Source organism: Niabella agricola (genome assembly GCF_021538615.1).
Classification (GTDB): Bacteria; Bacteroidota; Bacteroidia; order Chitinophagales; family Chitinophagaceae; genus Niabella; species Niabella agricola.
On sequence record NZ_JAJHIZ010000001.1, the window covers coordinates 1 to 18,861 of the forward strand.

Below are 18,861 nucleotides of genomic sequence, written 5' to 3' on the forward strand. Positions count from 1 at the left end.
CTTTCTGCTGCGGTATCTCCGGCTCGGTACGCGTCCAGTATTTTCGCTGGTAATATGGATCGGTAAAATAGATTCCCCCTTTTTTATCGATCCAGAGATCATTGGGACCATTCAGCTTTTTGCCGTTCACATCGCGTAGAAGTACCGTAACTTTTCCGGCAGGAGTAATGGACCACAGTTGATTTTCCGCATCGGCGCAGGCGATAATATTACCCCGGGCATCGATATCCAATCCATTAGCTCTGCCGGAGGCTGGCAAAAATTCGGTAAGCGTTCCGTCCAGGTTGTATCGCCAGATCTTATCGTTAGGCTGATCGGTAAAATAAATATTCCCTGCCTTATCCGCAACCGGCCCCTCCGTAAATGAAAACTGGTCGCTTATTTTTTGAAGCCTGGCATCCTTTGCAACAATCCCCAAAGAATCAAAAAAAGGTGTTACCGGTTGTTGGGCAAACAGGCCCAGTTGCGTAAACAGCAATCCGCAGAACATCAGCATTCGCATCGTAATCAGCATTTATATACTTAAGGTAATATCAGGAGTCGGGTAAAATTTGTTTGTGTAATGATTTTCCCTGCCGGAACCATTGCTGCAACCGGCTAAAAACCTTCTTTAACAATACGCCCCGGATCTGTCTTCAGAACCTGCAATTCCCGTTCCACGGCGTCCATCATCGGCGGCGGGCCACACAAATAAATATAGCTATTACTGTCAGAGATCATTCTTCTAAGCAGCGCACCGGAAATATAACCATGCTCATATCCCGGAAGCGTTTCATCAGAAAGTATATTTACAAAATTTGCTCCAAGAAGCCGGCGCAACTCCTCCTCATGTATGATATCCGCTTTCCTTTTATTAGCAAAAAGCAACCGGTTGTTCTCGATGTGGTGCTCTTTTTCAAGTTGACGTAAAATGGCAAGAAAGGGTGTTAGGCCTGCCCCGCCGGCTATAAATGTGCCCTCGCCTTTGTAGGTAATCTCACCAAACACATCATTCAGCAATAGCCCATCCCCTGCCTGCAGCTGCAGCAACTGGGCCGTAACCCCGTTCCGCTCGGGGTAGGTCTTTATTGTAAATTCCAGGTAATCATCATCAGGCAGGGAGGTAAATGTAAATGGCCGGCCCTCCTCCAGCCAACCTTCACGATCGATAAAAATTTCTGTAGCCTGGCCAGGCACATACACCAGTTCTTCGGGTTTATCTACCCGTATCCTTAGCACATCGTGGGTTACATGACCGATCGATCTTATTTTTACTGGATATTTCATTGTAACAGTTTAAACAATACAGCTGCCGGCTGCCCTTCTAAGTTACAACAATTTGTTCATTCTCCGGGGTACGGTCATTTGCCGATACCACCGGTCGCTTTAAAGAATATGTTGGTCCCTAAGCCACTCTTTTAGCGCATCCATCCATTTCAAATCGGAAGTTTTATTATGCATTCCAAATCCATGCCCTCCCCTTTCATAGTAAAACACACGGGCCTTCACTTTATTTTTCTGCAGGGCTTCATAGTATTGTTCACTATTTTGCCAGGGTACAGTACGATCGTCTTTTGCATGCACCAGGAATGCAGGAGGTGTTTTTTTATTTACCTGGCGTTCATTGGAATATTTTTGAATGGCTGCTGCTGCCGGAGCTTTCCCAATCAGGCGCTCGCGGCTCCCCCGATGACCAATGCTGTCGCTAAAGCTAATCACCGGGTAGATCAATATCGAAAAATCCGGGCGCAGGGAGGTCTTCCTGGGATTAGCAATCACTGTTTCCCCGTAATGCGTGGAGAGTGTAGATGCCAGATGCCCCCCCGCTGAGAAGCCCATAATCCCAATTCTATGTGGATCGATGTTATATTCAGTTGCATGTTCACGCACCCATTGGGTAGCCCGCTCCGCGTCCTGTAACGGCCCGATCGATTTATCCTCCATAATGCGGTCATCCGGCAAGCGGTATTTTAAAACAAAGGCGGTCACCCCCATTTCATTAAAGGCCTTGGCAACATCTATTCCCTCATGACTTACGGCGAGGATAGCATATCCGCCACCGGGACAAATGATTACAGCCGGTTGTTTACCGGTGCCCCCTGCTGCTTTATATACGGTTATCGTTGGAACAGATACATTACTGATTCGCGTAATACCATCCGTACCCGTCACTGATTTTTCAAGGTTCTCTGCAGGTTTGCTGTTGGGAACCACGGTATACAAGGGAATTTCCTGTTGGGCATTTATCATGGTATGTAAAATTACCGTGGTCAGCAAACCCGTCGTTATTCGTTTCATTTTTTCCATTTTTAAGCGCATTTTGCATATAGTCTACCGACGCCCGTCAATCTTCTAAATAATCTTTAGCCATATGCCAGAAAGCATCCAGCGCGATTAAATGCTGTTTAAAAAATGATATGATTGCCGGCCAATCGTTCTTATCGAAAATATTTACGTGCTCCTTTTGAATGATGATTCGTGAAATCGGCCGGCCAGACTCGTCGTATACTTCTCTTTGCCAAGCCCAGCCATCACCAGCCATTTCCGAAAAAACCGGCCGCAGCGATGTCAGTTTCTCCAATGCTGCGAAGCGATCTGTTTCCGAAGCATGCGTCAATTCCACGGCCACGCTCGCAGCCTTTTTTGTAACATCGGTCCTGAAATAAATCCCTTTGATACCTGTTTTATAGTTAATCCAGTTGATCTTCTGACCACTGGCATTTAAAACCGGCTTCAGATACATTCCCAATGAGGTCCAGAATTCTTTTTTAATTAAAGCGGCCTCATGCTTACTATACATAACACTGATTGCATCAATTATTTGAAACCCTGTTTCGGTAGTTTTTAAACAGGCTTTGCCAGCGCAGGTTCAATACGCCCAATATCCCTTCCTTCAGAATACCCTTGCTCATTTTTGATTGGCCTTCCGTGCGGTCCTGGAAGATAATGGGTACTTCTTTAATCTTAAACCCAAGTTTCCAGGTTGCATATTTCATCTCAATCTGGAATGCATATCCTACAAAACTGATATTATCAAAATTAATGGCGCGCAACACTTTTGCTGTGTAACACATAAAACCAGCCGTAGGATCTTTTACCGGCATCCAGGTAATAATACGTGTATATAATGAGCCGCCTTTGGAAATAAATACACGGTCCGCAGGCCAGTTTACGATTCCTCCTCCTTTTACATACCGGCTTCCAATGGCCAGATCGGCTCCTTCCACACAGGCCTGATACAGGCGAACCAGGTCTTTGGGGTTATGCGAAAAGTCAGCATCCATCTCAAACACGAACTGATATCCTCGTTCCAGGCTCCATTTAAATCCATGGATATAAGCGGTACCCAGCCCTAATTTCCCACGGCGCTCCTCCAGGAATAGCCGCCCGTTATAAGGTTCCTGCAATACTCTTACAATATCCGCCGTACCGTCAGGGGATCCGTCATCAACAATCAGCACATGAAAGTCGCCCTCCAGGTCCATCACAGCCTTGATGATCCGGGCAACATTTTCTTTTTCATTATAGGTGGGTATGATCACAATTTTATCCACGCTGTCCCTTATTCTGTAAATACATTGAAAGCCCCTTGGGTCTAGTTCTTTTTTAGCTTGCTGCGCGTAAAGATCTCCGTCAGTTTTTGTTTGGTGTGCTGCGGAAAATCTCCCTTCATCATCCAATCGTAATATTGAGGCTCTGCCTTCAGAACATCTGCAACAGCTTTCCCTTTATATTTTCCAAAGTTAAACACCTCTACACCATTGTCCATAACAAACCGGCGGGCAAAATCCACGATCACTTCTTCACCAATAGTTTTATTGATCGACTCTACAGAGGTGCCTAATTCCGGGTACCGGGCAATTTGAGCCATCAGCACTTCATGTGTGGCAGAAGCATCTGCCTCTGCAGAATGCGCACCATCCAGAACCTTATCGCAATAAAACCGGTAGGCAGCAGCCAGCGTGCGTTGTTCCATTTTGTGGAAGATATTCTGTACATCCACCAACCGGCGCCCACGCATATCAAAATCCACCCCAACCCGTAAGAATTCCTCTACCAGCAGCGGCACATCAAAACGGTTAGAGTTGTAGCCCGCAATATCACAACCATCCAGCACCTGTTTCAATTCCTGCGCCACCTGCGCAAATGTAGGCGCATCCTTCACCATTTCGTCTGTAATCCCGTGTATGTCCGTATTTGCTTTGGGAATGGGCATTTCCGGATTGATCAGCTTTCTCTTTACATTCCGCGTTCCGTCGGGCAGTATTTTTACAATGGCAATTTCTACGATGCGGTCGGAACCCAGGTTCACTCCTGTGGTCTCCAGGTCAATAAAAGCAAGGGGCTTGGTAAGTTGTAACATGTATCCTTTTTAAAAATTTAAAGATAGGGCATTTTCTGCTGTAGCTGAATTTCTCCGCTTAAATTTTTCTACCAAAAAAGTGGGAAATCATAATTTTCGTATATATTTGCACCGCAATGAAAATTTTAGTACATATCCATCACCATTTTACAGACTTACCCATGTAAGCCCGGTGGTGTTATGTATCCATATTATAGAAAAAGGCTTACAAATGTTGTAAGCCTTTTTTGTTTAAAAAAAAATAAAAACCATGCTGGAAAAATTAAGAATTGCGGTTCAAAAGTCGGGCAGGCTCAGCGAAGATTCGTTGAAACTGTTAAAAGAATGTGGCATTGGTGTGCCCAATGGTAACAACCAACTAAAGATCAATGCCGAAAATTTTGATGCAGAGATCCTGTTCCTCAGGGATGACGACATTCCCGAATATGTTCAGGACGGTGTTGCCGACATCGGCTTTGTTGGCGAAAACGTAGTCCTTGAAAAAAACAAGGCGACTGAAATTGTGGAACGACTGGGATATGGCAAATGCCGCCTTTCCATTGCGCTGCCCAAGACCCGGAAAAAGCTGGCCATAAAAGACCTCGATGGCATGAAGATCGCCACCAGTTATCCGTTCATTCTCAACAAATGGCTGAAGCAAAACAAGATAAAAGCCGACATTCATGTCATCAGTGGGTCGGTGGAAATTGCTCCGCGTATCGGACTGGCCGATGCCATCTGCGACCTGGTAAGTTCCGGCAGCACGCTGTTCAGCAATGAACTGTTTGAGTTTGAAACCATCCTTAAATCAGAAGCCGTGCTGATTTCCGGCAAAAAACTCAGTCCTGCCCGTAAACAGCTGCTGGAAAAATTGCTGTTCCGGATCCGCTCGGTAAGAAAAGCGAAGTACAACAAATACGTTATGTTGAATGCGCCCAATAAAAGTATTGAAAAGATCTGCGCCTACCTGCCCGGCATCAACAGTCCAACCATTGTGCCGCTGGCCAAAAAAGACTGGAGTTCGATACATTCTGTGATCAGCGAATCCGACTTTTGGAATGTGATCGAAAACCTGAAAGCGGCCGGCGCTGAGGGAATCCTGATCATCCCGATCGAGAAAATGATTGAATAAATCCTGTTAGTTAAAGGTTCAATGTTTAAGTTGAACATGGAACCTTTAGACATTAAACTTCAAACATTACAAAGTGAAAGTCTATAAATATCCAACCCGTGACCTTTGGCCTGAGATTGGTGCTCGTCCGCTTCAGGACGACCGGAGGCTCATTCCGGCTGTAACGGAGATCTTATCTGCGGTTCAAAAGAAAGGCGACGCAGCGCTGCGGGACCTTAGTAAAAAGTTTGACGGCGTTGCACTGACATCTGTTGCCGTAACTCCGGCCGAAATAAAAGAAGCCGTCAAACACATTACCCCACCATTAAAAGCCGCTTTAAGGCAGGCTAAAAAGAATATTGAAACCTTTCACCGCTCTCAAAAGGAATCTCGTCAAAAAATTGTTTCAATGGAAGGCGTTACCTGCTGGCGCGAAAGCCGCCCCATTGAAAAAGTAGGTTTATATATTCCGGGGGGATCGGCGCCGTTATTTTCTACCGTGCTGATGCTGGGCCTGCCTGCCCGTCTGGCCGGCTGCAAGGAAGTGGTATTATGTACTCCCTGCAACAAAGCACAACAGGTACATCCGGCGATTCTTTATGCGGCTTCACTCTGTGGTATTCAGCAAATATTTAAAATAGGAGGTGCACAAGCCATTGCCGCCATGGCCTATGGCACAGAAAGCATTCCGCAGGTTTTCAAAATTTTCGGTCCGGGCAACCAGTACGTTACCACCGCCAAACAACTCGTGCAAAACCGCGTGGCAATCGATATGCCGGCGGGACCTTCAGAAGTACTGGTCATAGCCGACCAGACAGCCAATCCGGATTTTGTAGCGGCAGACCTGCTGGCACAGGCCGAGCATGGCCCCGACTCGCAGGTGATCTGTATTACCACGCAGGCCGGTATCGTCAGAAAGATTGAAAAGGCGGTTACAGCACAGCTGAAAAACCTCCCCCGGAAAGAAATTGCCGCCCGGGCATTGGAACATTCCCGGATCGTAGTAGTAAAAAACTTAAAAGAAGCCATTGACCTTTCCAATTTCTATGCCCCCGAACACCTGATCCTGGCCTGTAAGGTGTCCGGTACACTTTTAAACGATATCACGACTGCCGGCTCGGTTTTTATCGGCAATCATTCTCCTGAAAGCGTAGGTGACTATGCCAGTGGCACCAACCATACGTTGCCAACCAACGGCTATGCTACAGCATACAGTGGCGTTTCACTGGATAGTTTTTATAAAAAGATCACCTTTCAACAACTAACCCCAAAGGGTTTGAAAAATATTGCTGCAACTGTAATTACCATGGCCGAAGCCGAGGGATTGCAGGCACACAGCAATGCCGTTAAAGTAAGAATCGGCAAATAGCAATCAGAAATCAGAAATGAGCAATCAGATATGAGCAATATGGAGTTTAATTTAGAATACCTGGTCCGGCAAAACATTAAGAATCTTGCCCCCTACTCTACCGCCCGTCATGAGTTCAGTGGTGAAGCCAGTGTAATGCTGGACGCTAATGAAAATGCCATCGGTTCACCGGTAACCCTCGATATCAACAATCAGCATGAACTGCTGAACCGTTACCCGGACCCGGTGCAAACCCGGCTCAAACAACGTATCAGTGCCATCAAGGGACTTCCGGTAGAAAACATCTTTACAGGAAATGGCAGCGATGAAGCCATCGATGTACTGATCCGCATTTTTTGTGAGCCCGGCTTCGACAATATCATCACCCTGCCACCTACCTATGGCATGTATAGTGTGGCAGCTGCGATCAATAATGTAAAGGTAAAAGAAGTACCGCTGAATACCGATTTCCAGATGGATATACAGGCGATTGCAGATGCCGTAGACGAATACACCAAGATCATTTTCATCTGCTCTCCCAACAATCCCAGCGGCAACAGCATCAACCGCCAGGATATAGAAGTGATCCTGAATAATTTTGACGGCATTGTGGTGGTAGATGAAGCGTACATCAACTATGCCCGGCAAAAAACCCTTTCGCTGCAATTAGCCGACCACCCCAACCTGGTGGTATTGCAAACCCTTTCCAAGGCCTGGGGGCTGGCTGCATTACGCCTGGGCCTGGCCTTTGCCAGCCGGGAGATCATCCGGTTAATGAATCATGTAAAGTACCCTTACAATATTAATATTGCCACCCAGGAACTGGCCCTGCAGGGATTGCAACATGTTGACCAGGTCAATGCCTGGATCCGCGATTGCATTGAACAACGCAGCTGGCTGGAGGAGGAATTAAACCGGCTTTCTTATACACAAAAAGTATATCCGTCGGATGCCAACTTTTTACTGGTAAAAATGACCGGGGCCAATGAAATTTTTAAATACCTGCAGCAAAACGGGATCATTGTACGCAACCGCAGCAATGTTCGCGGATGCGAAGACTGCCTGCGCATTACGGTGGGCACAGCAGCGGAAAATGCCGTACTGATAAGCACGCTGAAAGCGTATAAAAAATAGAAACAGATTCATAAGTTTTTGGAACTTTTGCATAAAACAAATCGATAACAGTACCGCCGCTCAAGTGTGCGACGCAAGAATGCAGATAGCAGCACTACAGTCAGGTATCAAAAAAAAATAATGAAAAAAATATTATTTATCGACCGGGACGGAACCCTGATTTACGAAGCGCCCCCCACCTATCAGTTAGACTCCATCGATAAGGTGACCTTTTATCCGGGTATGTTTACCTGGCTGGGAAAAATAGCAAAGGAAATGAATTATGAACTGGTGATGGTGACCAACCAGGACGGGCTGGGTACTGAAGCCTTTCCTGAAGCAACTTTCTGGCCTACCCAGCACCTCGTGATGCGCAACCTGGAAGCTGACGGCATTCATTTCAGTGAGGTGTTTATCGACCGGTCTTACCCTGAAGAAAATGCGCCCACCCGTAAACCGGGCACCGGCATGCTTACAAAATACATTAACAACCCGGACTACGACCTTACAGGCTCTTATGTGATTGGCGATCGCATTACCGACATCCAGCTTGCAAAGAACCTGGGCTGCAAAGGCATTTGGCTGGTACAGGATGAGAACCTGGGCGCCGCTGAGATCTCGGACTCTCTGAAAGAGCTGGAACCCACCATTGCCTTAAAAACCACCAGTTGGCAGGATATTTATGCATTGCTGCAGTTGCAATCGAGAGTAGTGGAACACGAGCGCAATACCAATGAAACAAAAATAAAAATCAATATCAATCTTGACGGCACAGGGCAATGTGCAATTGACACTGGACTTGGTTTTTTTGACCACATGTTGCACCAGCTGGGCCGTCACAGCGGTATGGATCTTAGTGTAGTTACCAAAGGTGATCTGCATATAGATGAGCATCATACCATCGAAGATACCGCCATTGCCCTGGGAGAAGCGCTGGCGATGGCGTTGGGTAATAAAGCCGGTATTGAGCGTTATGGTTTCTGTTTGCCCATGGATGACGCGCTGGTACAGGTGGCACTGGACTTTGGCGGCCGTCCCTGGCTGGTTTGGGATGCCTCCTTCAAACGTGAAAAGATCGGCGAAATGCCCACGGAAATGTTTTATCATTTTTTTAAATCGCTCAGCGATGCAGCAAAGATGAACCTGAACATCAAGGCCGAAGGCGAGAACGAGCATCATAAAATAGAAGCCATTTTTAAAGCCCTGGCAAAAGCTATTAAGATGGCCATCAAACGAATACCAGGCAATGATCAGCTGCCGAGTACGAAGGGCATGTTGTAGAACCGTTTATAGTTTGAGGTTTGATGTTGAACCTCAAATACCAAACCTCAAACGTCAGACAAAGAATGAAAACAGTTATTATTAAATACAATGCCGGAAATATTCAATCGGTACTCTTTGCGCTCGAACGCATTGGCGTAACGGCTACCGTTACGGATGATCCGGAAGCGATCCGTTCGGCAGACAAACTGATCTTCCCGGGTGTAGGGGAAGCCAGCACGGCAATGAACTACCTGAAAGAACGGAAACTGGACCAGCTGATCCGGGAAGCCCGCCAACCCTTGCTGGGGATTTGCCTGGGCATGCAATTACTCTGTGCGCATAGCGAAGAAAACGACACAACCTGTCTGGGCATTTTTGATGTGCCCGTTAAAAAATTTATCAGCCCCGATTTAAAAATCCCGCAAATGGGTTGGAACCGGATTCATATCAACAATGATCCGCTATTCAAAAATGTGCCTCAGGATTCCTGGTGTTATTTTGTACATAGTTACTATGCGGCATTGAACCCCGGCACCATTGCTACCACGCTATATGCGACGGAATTCAGCAGCGCCCTGCACCGGGACAATTTTTATGGCGTGCAATTTCACCCGGAAAAAAGCGCAGAAGCCGGCGAACAGATCTTAAAAAATTTTTTAGCATTATAATGGAAATTATACCCGCAATAGACATCATAGAAGGGAAAGCCGTACGGTTAAGCAAAGGCGATTACACTCAGAAAAAAGTATACAACGAAAACCCCTTGGAAGTAGCGCTTCAGTTTGAAGATGCCGGTTTAAAACGCCTGCACCTGGTAGACCTTGACGGTGCGAAGGCTGGCCGTGTTGCCAACTGGAAGGTATTGGAAACCATCGCCGGTAAAACCGGGCTCATCATCGACTTCAGCGGCGGGATCAGCAGCGAAAAAGACGTGCAAATCGCCTTTAGCTCGGGAGCAGCTTATGCCGCCGTGGGTAGCATGGCGGTTAAAAAGCCCGTGGTATTCCAGGACTGGCTGACAGCCTTTGGCGTTGAAAAATTCATTCTGGGCGCGGACGTGCTGAACGAAAAGATCATGATCAAAGGATGGACCGAAGCTACGGATATCAACATTTTCAACTTCCTGAAACATTACCGTACCAAGGGCATTCAACAGTTCTTTTGCACCGATATCAGTAAGGACGGTCTTCTGCAGGGCAGCGCCGATGATCTGTATAAAAAAATACTGGACGAAGTAGAAGACCTGAAACTGATCGCCAGCGGCGGCGTCAGCTGCTTACAGGACCTGGAAAGCCTGCAGGCCATTGGCTGCCATGGGGCTATTGTGGGGAAGGCGATCTATGAAGGAAAGATCAGTTTGAAGGATCTGGCCCGATTTAATAACTTATAGATATGCAAGGTTTGAAGCCATCAAGATCAAACCGGAAATCAGAAATCTCAAATCAGCATCATGCTCGCAAAACGAATCATACCCTGCCTGGATATCAAAGACGGCCGTACCGTTAAAGGCACCAATTTTGTACAGCTCCGGGATGCCGGCGACCCGGTGGAACTGGCCATGCGTTATTGCACGGAAGGCGCCGACGAACTGGTATTTCTTGACATTACGGCAACTGTTGACAAGCGCAAAACCTTATCAGAACTGGTACGCAACATTGCCACGCATATTAATATTCCGTTTACGGTTGGAGGAGGCATCAATACCGTAGACGATGTATCTGTATTAATGGAGCATGGCGCCGATAAGATTTCGGTCAACACTTCAGCCGTAAAAACCCCGCAGCTGGTAAGTGACCTGGCCAGAAACTTCGGCAGCCAGTGCGTGGTAGTAGCCATCGACATCAAACTATTCGATGGCGTTTGGAAAGTGGTTACCCACGGAGGCCGGAATGCCACGGACCTCATCGCAACCGAATGGGCTAAAAGAGTAACCGACCTGGGTGCCGGTGAAATCCTGTTGACCTCTATGGAAAACGATGGCACCAAAAGCGGATTTGCCATCGATATTACCCGGCAAATCAGCCAGGCGCTCCCTATACCCGTGATTGCCTCCGGCGGCGCCGGAACCATGTCGCATTTTAAAGAAGTATTTGAAACAGGCGCCGCAGATGCTGCACTGGCCGCCAGCATTTTTCATTTTGGTGAAATAGAGATCGGCGCATTAAAAAATTATTTAAAAGCAAACCATATTTCCGTCCGGTTATAATTTGCAATAGTTGAAATTTTAACCTGGAACTTTGAATCTGAAACTTGACATTAAATTTTAAAAAATGATTGATTTTTCAAAATATTCCGACGGCCTTGCACCGGTGATCATCCAGGATGCTGCCACCCAGGAGGTGCTGATGCTGGGATTTATGAACGCTGAAGCACTGGAAAAAACGAAATCGGAAGGTAAAGTCACTTTTTATTCCCGCAGTAAACAACGCCTCTGGACCAAGGGTGAAACTTCCAATAATTTTCTCCTTGTAAAAGAGATCCTGGAAGACTGCGATGCAGATACCCTGCTCATTAAAGCCGATCCGCAAGGGCCTACCTGTCATACCGGAACCACCAGTTGCTTTGGAACGGCTAATGATACGTTTTCATTGCAGGCATTGGAAAAGGTGATCCGGGACCGGAAAAACAATCCCACTGAAAAATCCTATACCGCCTCCCTGTTTGCAAAGGGCATTAATAAGATCGCCCAGAAAGTGGGTGAAGAAGCGGTTGAAATTGTGATCGAAGCAAAGGATAACAACCAGGAGCTGTTTCTTGGAGAAGCGGCCGACCTGATGTTCCACTACCTGGTACTTCTGCAAGCCAAAGGGGTTGAGCTAAAAGACGTCTTACAGGTATTGGAGGCAAGACATAAAAAATAAGAGATGAGCGTTCAGCATTCAGCGTTCAGAAGGGCACCGTTGCCGCCTGGAAATTACAGGGTCCTACCACTCCCTGTTTTTGACAGTCTCATCTGTCATTACAGCCAGGTTGAGCAACGGATGCTTTTTTAGTACGGACCAACGTTCCTGAGGATGATCTTTTTCAGGAAAAAACTCATTTCCGCCAAAAATCTCCTGTTTTTTACCGGTCATGAAGTTATAACTGGTTGCTGAAGTTTCTCCGCTTGCCCGGTGTAGCGACGACACATCCAGTCCAATCAATTCAAGCCTTCCGTTTTGAAACCGGAACGTATAATTCCAATCGGTAACTTCATAACTGCCGCAGCTCAGCCAGTAATGAAACCCCATTTTCAACACTCCTTTAACGATTCCAATGCTGCCATCGGCGAAGGGGTCAGACAGGCAGGGATTATCCGCACTGTTCACAGAAGGAAGGAATTGATCCGTATTTAAAATTTTCCGGTAGCCATCCCCTTCTTTGAAATAAATCAATAACCGGCGAGGGTTCAGATCCAGTGTATCCTGCCCCAGTCCGCTATGGATTTTAAAGTTTGCTGCACTGGTATTCCGGATCACCCACACCAGGTCAGGCAGCCGGTCTTTATTCAGATCGCCCATGATGAGCGTATCCGATACCCAGCCTTTGGGGATTGCTGTTTTAAGACCATCCGGCAGTGTGCCCGGTTGCGCCGCAGTGTACTGAACATAGATAGCGGCGACAAAGAAAAAAGCAGTTTTCAAAGGTTTCATATACACGGATAGGTTTCCTTAATTATGGATTGTCATTCAAATTAATATCGGGCCAGCAAGTTCCCAAAAATAACCTTAAAAAAAATTAAATTAATATTAACACCCAAAAACAGCGCTATCTTTGGTTACTTTACGAAGTTCAGTGTACCAATATTAAATTTGCGTATTGAATAAACGATATCGATACCTGGTTATACTGGCCGTATCCATGTTAACGCCATTTGCTTTTGAGACTACTGCACTTGCGCAAACAATTGATACGGTACGCATTCCTCCAATGCCTTCCATGCAGGAGATCATGAAAGACTGGGGGCCCAGGGACTCTACAAAAGTAGCAGCCATCTGGTACGGCCCCGACTATAATTCCTTTAAAATGATGCCCTACACAGAAGAGCCCAATATATGGATCTCCAAACTTCCCCCGGCGCAACTGGAAAAAGTCAAAAAAGAATGGAGCCGTCTGCGGAACGCGGTATACGTATGTTACCCCTACGCCCGTATTGCCGGTGCTACCATTAATCAGATCAGTCGTCAGTTGCAGGGCGTTACAGACAAAAAAGCCCGTAAGGCGATCATCAAATCAAAAGAAAAAGAGTTAAAAAAACAATTTTCCGATCCTCTCTCCAACCTTTCTGTATACCAGGGTAAGGTACTGATGAAACTGATTTACCGTCAAACCGGCTCCGACTGTTATGAGATCATCCGGGAATACAAAGGAGGATTGAATGCACGCGTGTACCAAACCGTAGCGTTCTTTTATGGGAGCGACCTGAAGCAAGACTATGATATCCGGAAGGATCCATTTGACCGGCAGATAGAAGATTTCGTACAGGAGATTAACAATACATGGTATGGCAATCCCTACCGGTAATAATCAGCCGGCTTTCCTTCCTTCTGAAATGCGTATCTTTGTTTAAGACCAATAATATGAAACTTGAAAAATCACTACTGCTACTGATTGCCGCTGCTGTTGCCGTTAATGTAGCACCCTCCTGCTCAAAAAATAAAGAGGACAAAAAGCTGGCTGCAGCAAAAGAAAAAGAAAAGAAAGATAAACTGCCCCTTTTTTCCTGTCCGGCATGTGGTATGGGGTAATACTTCGCTGACCAATGGCCGAAATTCATAGCACTATTGCCTGCAACCTAGATGCGGATATTTTATCTGCATGCCTGCCCCTGTTTGAATCCGGATCGGTGGACGCCATTGAATGGTCGTTCGATGCCCTGCATCAACGCCGGGAACTACCCGAATGGTTCAAGGCGCTGCTCACTGCCTTTAGCCGGGATAATCGCCTGATCGGCCATGGTATTTTTTTTCCATCTTTTCCGGGAAATGGCTGCCGGAGCAGGAGCAATGGCTTAAAAGTCTGAAAAAATATGCAGCGGATTACCATTTCGAGCATATTACAGAACATTTTGGATTCATGACTGGAAAGGATTTTCATCATGGTGCCCCACTTAGCATTCCCTTTTCACCGGTCACATTAGCGATCGGCATTGACCGCGTGCAACGCATCCAGGAGGCCTGCCGTTGCCCAGTAGGTCTGGAAAATCTTGCTTTTTCATATTCCCTTGATGATGTCAAACGACACGGGGTATTTTTAGAAAAACTGGTGGAACCCGTCAACGGCTTTATCATCCTGGATTTACACAATCTTTTTTGCCAGATACATAATTTTAATGTTGATTTTGAATCCATACTGGCATATTATCCTCTGAATCGCGTAAGAGAGATTCATATCTCCGGCGGCAGCTGGGAACCGTCCGTTGCCGTTCCTTCAACCATCATACGGCGCGATACCCATGATGAAAAAGTGCCGGATACTGTTTTTGATTTTTTACGCAAAACCATTCCGCGCTGTCCAAACCTGAAATTTGTGGTGCTGGAGCAACTGGGAACCGGCCTCAGGAGTGAAGCAAGCAGGGTTGCCTTCCGGGATGATTTTCTGCAAATGCAGGCCATTGTAAAGGCAGCTTCTTTAAAGGCCGCTCCAATCAATACATTCCAGCCTCCATCCTTCCGGCCAAACACTGCGCCTGTAGAAAATCGTCTGTTATACCAGCAACAAACCACGCTATCCCTTATTCTTGAGCAAGCAGGTTCGGAAGCCGAAGCCCGTGGTCAACTGGAATCCTCCATACTGGCAAATTCCGACTGGCAGATCGAACACTGGAATGCAGCAATGCTGGAAACCGCAGTGCACCTTGCCCAAAAATGGAAAAACGGCTTTACCCCGGATACATAAACACCCACATTTCGCGGTTCATTTTTCCCATTTTGATCCGTTATCAAAAAACGGCATTATCCGGTCGCTTCGCCCGATTTTTTATAGTTATAAAATATCTGTAATACTAACTGACATTCAACCAAAATGACTTCTTTATCCCTATTTTTGTCATCATTGAAAAAAAGACGCGTTTTAACATGAATTTCAGAAAAGTAAACAACCTAACCGGCTGGGTGGTTTTTGCCATTGCTACCCTCACGTATTCACTAACCCGGGAAGCCCGCGGCTCGCTTTGGGATTGTGGTGAATTTGTTGCTACGGCCTATAAATTACAGATGGCACACCCTCCGGGCGCACCGATGTTTAGCCTGCTGGGGCGGATCTTTATCCTCCTTTTTGGAGATAATCCGCAAACAGCTGCCAATGCTGTAAACTTTATGAGCGCATTGGTAAGCGCGGCTACCATCCTGTTTCTTTTCTGGACGATCACGCATTTTGCGCGGAAGATGTTCGCAGGATCCGGCGAGTCGCTTACCGGTCAGCAGATCTTTACCGTAATGACCGCGGGGACCGTTGGTGCCCTCGCATACACATTTACCGATTCATTCTGGTATAGTGCCGTTGAAGGTGAGGTTTATGCGCTGTCTTCTTTTTTCACAGGCCTGGTATTTTGGGCAATGCTCAAATGGGAACACGCCGATGAGCTGGCTGGTGCCGATGAAGACGCCCGGGCGCGCAGCGACCGCTGGATTGTATTCCTGTTTTTCATGATGGGCTTATCCATTGGCGTACACCTGCTCAACCTGCTCACCATTCCTGCCATCGTAATGATCTATTACTACCGCCGGTATACGCCTTCCGTAAAAGGTTCCGTGGCGGCTTTCCTGATTGGATGTGCCATTACCGGAATCATACAGGTGGCCATCATCCAGTACAGCATGAAAGCGGCCGGCTTGTTTGACATCATGTTTGTGAACAGCTTCGGCATGCCGTTCTTCTCTGGCTTTACGGTGTATTTTATTCTGATCGCTTTGTTGGTAGCCATCGGGCTGCGGTTCAAACCCGGTGTATCAAAAACGGCAATCATTCTATGGACGGCCGGCTTTTTCTTACTGGCCTTCCTGCCTTTTGCCTTTGGTGGCACCATGGCCGCTGTAAAGATCATTTTGCTGCTGATTGTAGGTGCGGTGCTGGGATACTTTATTCGGCCAACAGCGCTTAAGATCATGAAACTCTTTTTATGGTGCTTTTCCTTTATGATGCTGGGCTATTTCATGTATTTCACCAATATCATACGAAGCAGCGCCAACCCGGCCATCGACATGAATAATGTAGACAATCCCATTAACCTCGTTTATTACCTCAGCCGGGAGCAATACGGAACACAACCTCTGTTTTATGGAGCTCACTACGCCGCAGAAGTAGACTATGACGAAAACGGCAGCCCCTATGACCAGGGGGAAATGAAATATGTAAAAGGGGAAAACAAATATATCCCCATCGGAAGAGACAGAAGTGTACGTTACAAGAGCTCCGACAAACAATTATTTGTACGGATATGGGACTCAAGCAACGAACAGGGACACGCCGATTTCTATGCCGATTGGCTGGGACTGGCCAAACCTGACCCCAATACCGGGCAGGGATCGTATGGCGCCCCCAGCTACGCCGATAACATCAACTGGTTTATGAGCTACCAGACCAGTTTTATGTACATGCGTTACTTTATGTGGAATTTTGCTGGCAAACAGAACGATCTGCAGGGCTATGGCAATAAAAGAGACGGAAACTGGATCTCCGGTATTTCAATCATGGACAATGCCCGCTTGGGCGACCAGGGCCAGTTGCCGGAAAGCTTAAAACAAAACAAGGCACATAATGTCCTTTACATGCTGCCTTTTGTATTGGGCATCATCGGATTCGTATATCAGTTTCTGAAAAACCGGAAAGACTGGGTGGTTACCTTCCTGTTATTCTTCTTTACCGGTATGGCGATTGTGCTGTATTTGAATCAGCCGGGTAATCAGCCGCGTGAACGGGATTATGCCTATGTAGGTTCTTTCTATGCTTTTGCGATATGGATCGGTTTATCAGTGGTAGCCCTGCTGCGTTCCGCGCTCGAAAAGGAAGACAAGGAATCCTTTCAGAAACTACTGGTATACGGGGCTTCAGGCACCTTCCTGATCACCGCGCTCAGCAGTATGTCCAGCACTTTTGGAGCGATCATCATTGCCAGCCTGGGGGCTGCAGTCATCTATGCTGCTGTGGTATACATTGTTGCATTTGCAGCCCGGGCGCTTTCGTCAGGTGGAAGCAATATCCGAACAGCAAATGTACTGATCGCATTGCTTTGTCTGGCCGTTCCGGGTCTTATGGCCCAGCAGGGATGGAATGACCATGACCGGAGTGAAAAGACCATGGCTCCGGACCTGGCCAAAGATTACCTGGAAAGCTGTGCTCCAAATGCGATCCTGTTTACTTTTGGAGACAACGATACCTACCCGCTCTGGTATGCGCAGGAAGTGGAAAACATAAGGCCCGATATCCGCATCATCAATACCAGTCTTTTGGGTATTGACTGGTACATCAACCAGCTGCGTTATAAAATAAACGATGCCGATTCAGTGGATGTGATCCTGAGCCCGGAACAAATCGAAGGTCATAACCGCGAATACCTGGCATTCCGGCAACCGCAGCCGGGGCAAAACATCGATCCGAATAACGTGTACCCCTTATATGATGTTATCAAAACCTTTATCGGAGCCCGTACCGAAGACCCGGAAACCGGACGTGATGTAGGATCGCCGATCCTGCCTTTCCGCAAATTCTTCGTGCCGGTGAATAAGGACATTGTACACAAAAACGGAACGGCCAACCCAACCGACAGCGTTCCGGACCAATGGGCATTTGAGATCCCCGCATCCAGAAGCGGAATCCAGCGCAATGACCTGATGGTACTCAGCATTATTGCCTCCAACCAGTGGAAACGGCCGGTTTACTTTACAGCCCCTTACGGAGAACTGGGTTTTGGACAAAATCTCAGGAAGGATGGTTTAACCTACCGGCTGGTGCCCTTCACCGTTAAAGCGCCACAGGCCAACTGGATCGTGGATCAGGCCTACCGGCAGATGCGCGCTGGCGGCACTTCCATCCGTGACAACAACGAAGACGTGATGGCCAAAAACCTCCTGACTAAATTTGAATTTGGCGGAGCCAATAAGAAAGGCGTTTACTTTGATGAAGTAAACCGCCAGTACCTGCTGAATATCCGGAGTATTTTTGCGGAAGCCGCCGGAAACCTCGCCGATGCCGGCAAAAAAGAAGAAGCGGTGAAACTGCTGAATAAAGCAGAGGCCGGTATCCTTCCCGAAAACCTGCCCTATGCCATGACCAGCCGCTATAATCAGCACAATCAAACCGGGCTGATGTACGCAGAAGCCTTCTATAAGGCTGGAAAACTGGATATGGCGCGTAAGGTTATTGCATCTATTAAAAAAGACCTGGCCGATCAGCGCAAATACTACAATTATCTCAAGGCAGAAAAGCCGGAATACTTCCAGGGCTTAGCCAATATTGAAGATCCGCTGAACGAGATTACCCAGGCTGCTGCGGAAGCCATCGAATCGCACTACGATCCATTAAAGAAAGGCGAAAAAACGCCGGTACAGGAGCTAATGCCCCAAGAAAACGCGCCTGCAAAGGCTGCTGACAGCGCTGGCAAAAGCGCTGCCTCGGATACCTCAAAAAAATAGGAACAGATTCATACTAATCTCAATCCCCTCCCCTGTGGAGGGGATTTTTTTGCTGCAACCTTTCAACATTCAGAATGTTATAAAAGGGGTAAGT

20 protein-coding genes are annotated in these 18,861 nt (G+C 47.0%); 13 read left to right on the plus strand and 7 right to left on the minus strand.

Annotated elements, in window-relative coordinates; genetic code table 11:
• From LL912_RS00005 to LL912_RS00030, 6 genes are all read right to left on the minus strand, one after another.
• Positions 1 to 502 (minus strand): SMP-30/gluconolactonase/LRE family protein (locus LL912_RS00005; protein ID WP_235551499.1); only part of this gene is annotated, 502 nt, incomplete at its 3' end.
• A gap of 95 nt (positions 503 to 597) precedes the next feature.
• Positions 598 to 1,266: a ferredoxin reductase domain-containing protein gene (locus LL912_RS00010; protein WP_235551500.1), complete on the minus strand. Its 669-nt coding sequence runs from the start codon at positions 1,264 to 1,266 to the stop codon at positions 598 to 600.
• A 99-nt stretch (positions 1,267 to 1,365) separates the two neighbouring features.
• Positions 1,366 to 2,277: an alpha/beta hydrolase gene (locus LL912_RS00015; RefSeq protein WP_235551501.1), complete on the minus strand. Its 912-nt coding sequence runs from the start codon at positions 2,275 to 2,277 to the stop codon at positions 1,366 to 1,368.
• A 46-nt stretch (positions 2,278 to 2,323) separates the two neighbouring features.
• Entirely contained in the window at positions 2,324 to 2,779 is a 456-nt protein-coding gene (locus LL912_RS00020; protein WP_235551502.1) for a DUF4268 domain-containing protein, read from the minus strand.
• A gap of 13 nt (positions 2,780 to 2,792) precedes the next feature.
• On the minus strand, positions 2,793 to 3,533 hold the full coding sequence (locus LL912_RS00025) for a polyprenol monophosphomannose synthase (protein WP_235551503.1): 741 nt from the start codon (positions 3,531 to 3,533) through the stop codon (positions 2,793 to 2,795).
• Between the two features lie 41 nt (positions 3,534 to 3,574).
• Positions 3,575 to 4,342, minus strand: coding sequence for a 3'-5' exonuclease (locus LL912_RS00030; RefSeq protein ID WP_235551504.1), 768 nt, complete (start codon positions 4,340 to 4,342; stop codon positions 3,575 to 3,577).
• Between the two features lie 250 nt (positions 4,343 to 4,592).
• Between LL912_RS00030 and hisG the strand changes: the two genes are divergently transcribed.
• The 8 genes from hisG (at position 4,593) to hisIE (ending at position 12,017) form a co-directional block, all read left to right on the plus strand.
• The gene (gene hisG / locus LL912_RS00035; protein ID WP_235551505.1) at positions 4,593 to 5,453 is read left to right on the plus strand and encodes an ATP phosphoribosyltransferase; all 861 of its coding nucleotides are present in this window, start codon (positions 4,593 to 4,595) and stop codon (positions 5,451 to 5,453) included.
• 73 nt (positions 5,454 to 5,526) lie between these two features.
• Positions 5,527 to 6,801: a histidinol dehydrogenase gene (hisD, locus tag LL912_RS00040; protein WP_235551506.1), complete on the plus strand. Its 1,275-nt coding sequence runs from the start codon at positions 5,527 to 5,529 to the stop codon at positions 6,799 to 6,801.
• A 39-nt stretch (positions 6,802 to 6,840) separates the two neighbouring features.
• Positions 6,841 to 7,914 carry a histidinol-phosphate transaminase gene (hisC, locus tag LL912_RS00045; protein ID WP_235551507.1) on the plus strand — a complete coding sequence of 358 codons (1,074 nt, stop codon included), beginning with the start codon at positions 6,841 to 6,843 and terminating at the stop codon, positions 7,912 to 7,914.
• Positions 7,915 to 8,034: 120 nt separating this feature from the next.
• Positions 8,035 to 9,174 carry a bifunctional histidinol-phosphatase/imidazoleglycerol-phosphate dehydratase HisB gene (gene hisB / locus LL912_RS00050; RefSeq protein ID WP_235551508.1) on the plus strand — a complete coding sequence of 380 codons (1,140 nt, stop codon included), beginning with the start codon at positions 8,035 to 8,037 and terminating at the stop codon, positions 9,172 to 9,174.
• Between the two features lie 65 nt (positions 9,175 to 9,239).
• The gene (gene hisH, locus LL912_RS00055) at positions 9,240 to 9,824 is read left to right on the plus strand and encodes an imidazole glycerol phosphate synthase subunit HisH (protein ID WP_235551509.1); all 585 of its coding nucleotides are present in this window, start codon (positions 9,240 to 9,242) and stop codon (positions 9,822 to 9,824) included.
• Positions 9,824 to 10,546: a 1-(5-phosphoribosyl)-5-[(5-phosphoribosylamino)methylideneamino]imidazole-4-carboxamide isomerase gene (gene hisA, locus LL912_RS00060; protein WP_235551510.1), complete on the plus strand. Its 723-nt coding sequence runs from the start codon at positions 9,824 to 9,826 to the stop codon at positions 10,544 to 10,546. The genes hisH and hisA overlap by 1 nt, the downstream gene beginning before the upstream one ends.
• A 60-nt stretch (positions 10,547 to 10,606) precedes the next feature.
• Positions 10,607 to 11,362 (plus strand): imidazole glycerol phosphate synthase subunit HisF, encoded by a 756-nt coding sequence (gene hisF, locus LL912_RS00065; RefSeq protein ID WP_235551511.1) that lies wholly within the window; start codon positions 10,607 to 10,609, stop codon positions 11,360 to 11,362.
• Between the two features lie 64 nt (positions 11,363 to 11,426).
• The gene (gene hisIE, locus LL912_RS00070; protein WP_235551512.1) at positions 11,427 to 12,017 is read left to right on the plus strand and encodes a bifunctional phosphoribosyl-AMP cyclohydrolase/phosphoribosyl-ATP diphosphatase HisIE; all 591 of its coding nucleotides are present in this window, start codon (positions 11,427 to 11,429) and stop codon (positions 12,015 to 12,017) included.
• A gap of 63 nt (positions 12,018 to 12,080) precedes the next feature.
• Here hisIE and LL912_RS00075 read toward each other — a convergent pair whose 3' ends face one another.
• Positions 12,081 to 12,788 carry a hypothetical protein gene (locus LL912_RS00075; protein ID WP_235551513.1) on the minus strand — a complete coding sequence of 236 codons (708 nt, stop codon included), beginning with the start codon at positions 12,786 to 12,788 and terminating at the stop codon, positions 12,081 to 12,083.
• A 166-nt stretch (positions 12,789 to 12,954) separates the two neighbouring features.
• On the opposite strand from LL912_RS00075, the gene LL912_RS00080 reads away from it, so the two are divergent.
• From LL912_RS00080 to LL912_RS00100, 5 genes are all read left to right on the plus strand, one after another.
• Positions 12,955 to 13,659, plus strand: a complete 705-nt coding sequence (locus LL912_RS00080; RefSeq protein ID WP_235551514.1) for a DUF4294 domain-containing protein — start codon at positions 12,955 to 12,957, stop codon at positions 13,657 to 13,659.
• Positions 13,660 to 13,715: 56 nt separating this feature from the next.
• Positions 13,716 to 13,883, plus strand: a complete 168-nt coding sequence (locus LL912_RS00085; RefSeq protein WP_235551515.1) for a chryseobasin-related MNIO class RiPP peptide — start codon at positions 13,716 to 13,718, stop codon at positions 13,881 to 13,883.
• Between the two features lie 14 nt (positions 13,884 to 13,897).
• Complete coding sequence (locus tag LL912_RS00090; RefSeq protein ID WP_235551516.1) at positions 13,898 to 14,158, plus strand: hypothetical protein; 261 nt, start codon at positions 13,898 to 13,900, stop codon at positions 14,156 to 14,158.
• A gap of 32 nt (positions 14,159 to 14,190) precedes the next feature.
• Positions 14,191 to 15,033, plus strand: a complete 843-nt coding sequence (locus tag LL912_RS00095; RefSeq protein ID WP_235551550.1) for a multinuclear nonheme iron-dependent oxidase — start codon at positions 14,191 to 14,193, stop codon at positions 15,031 to 15,033.
• Positions 15,034 to 15,212: 179 nt separating this feature from the next.
• The gene (locus LL912_RS00100; protein WP_235551517.1) at positions 15,213 to 18,767 is read left to right on the plus strand and encodes a glycosyltransferase family 117 protein; all 3,555 of its coding nucleotides are present in this window, start codon (positions 15,213 to 15,215) and stop codon (positions 18,765 to 18,767) included.
• Positions 18,768 to 18,861 lie beyond the last annotated feature (94 nt).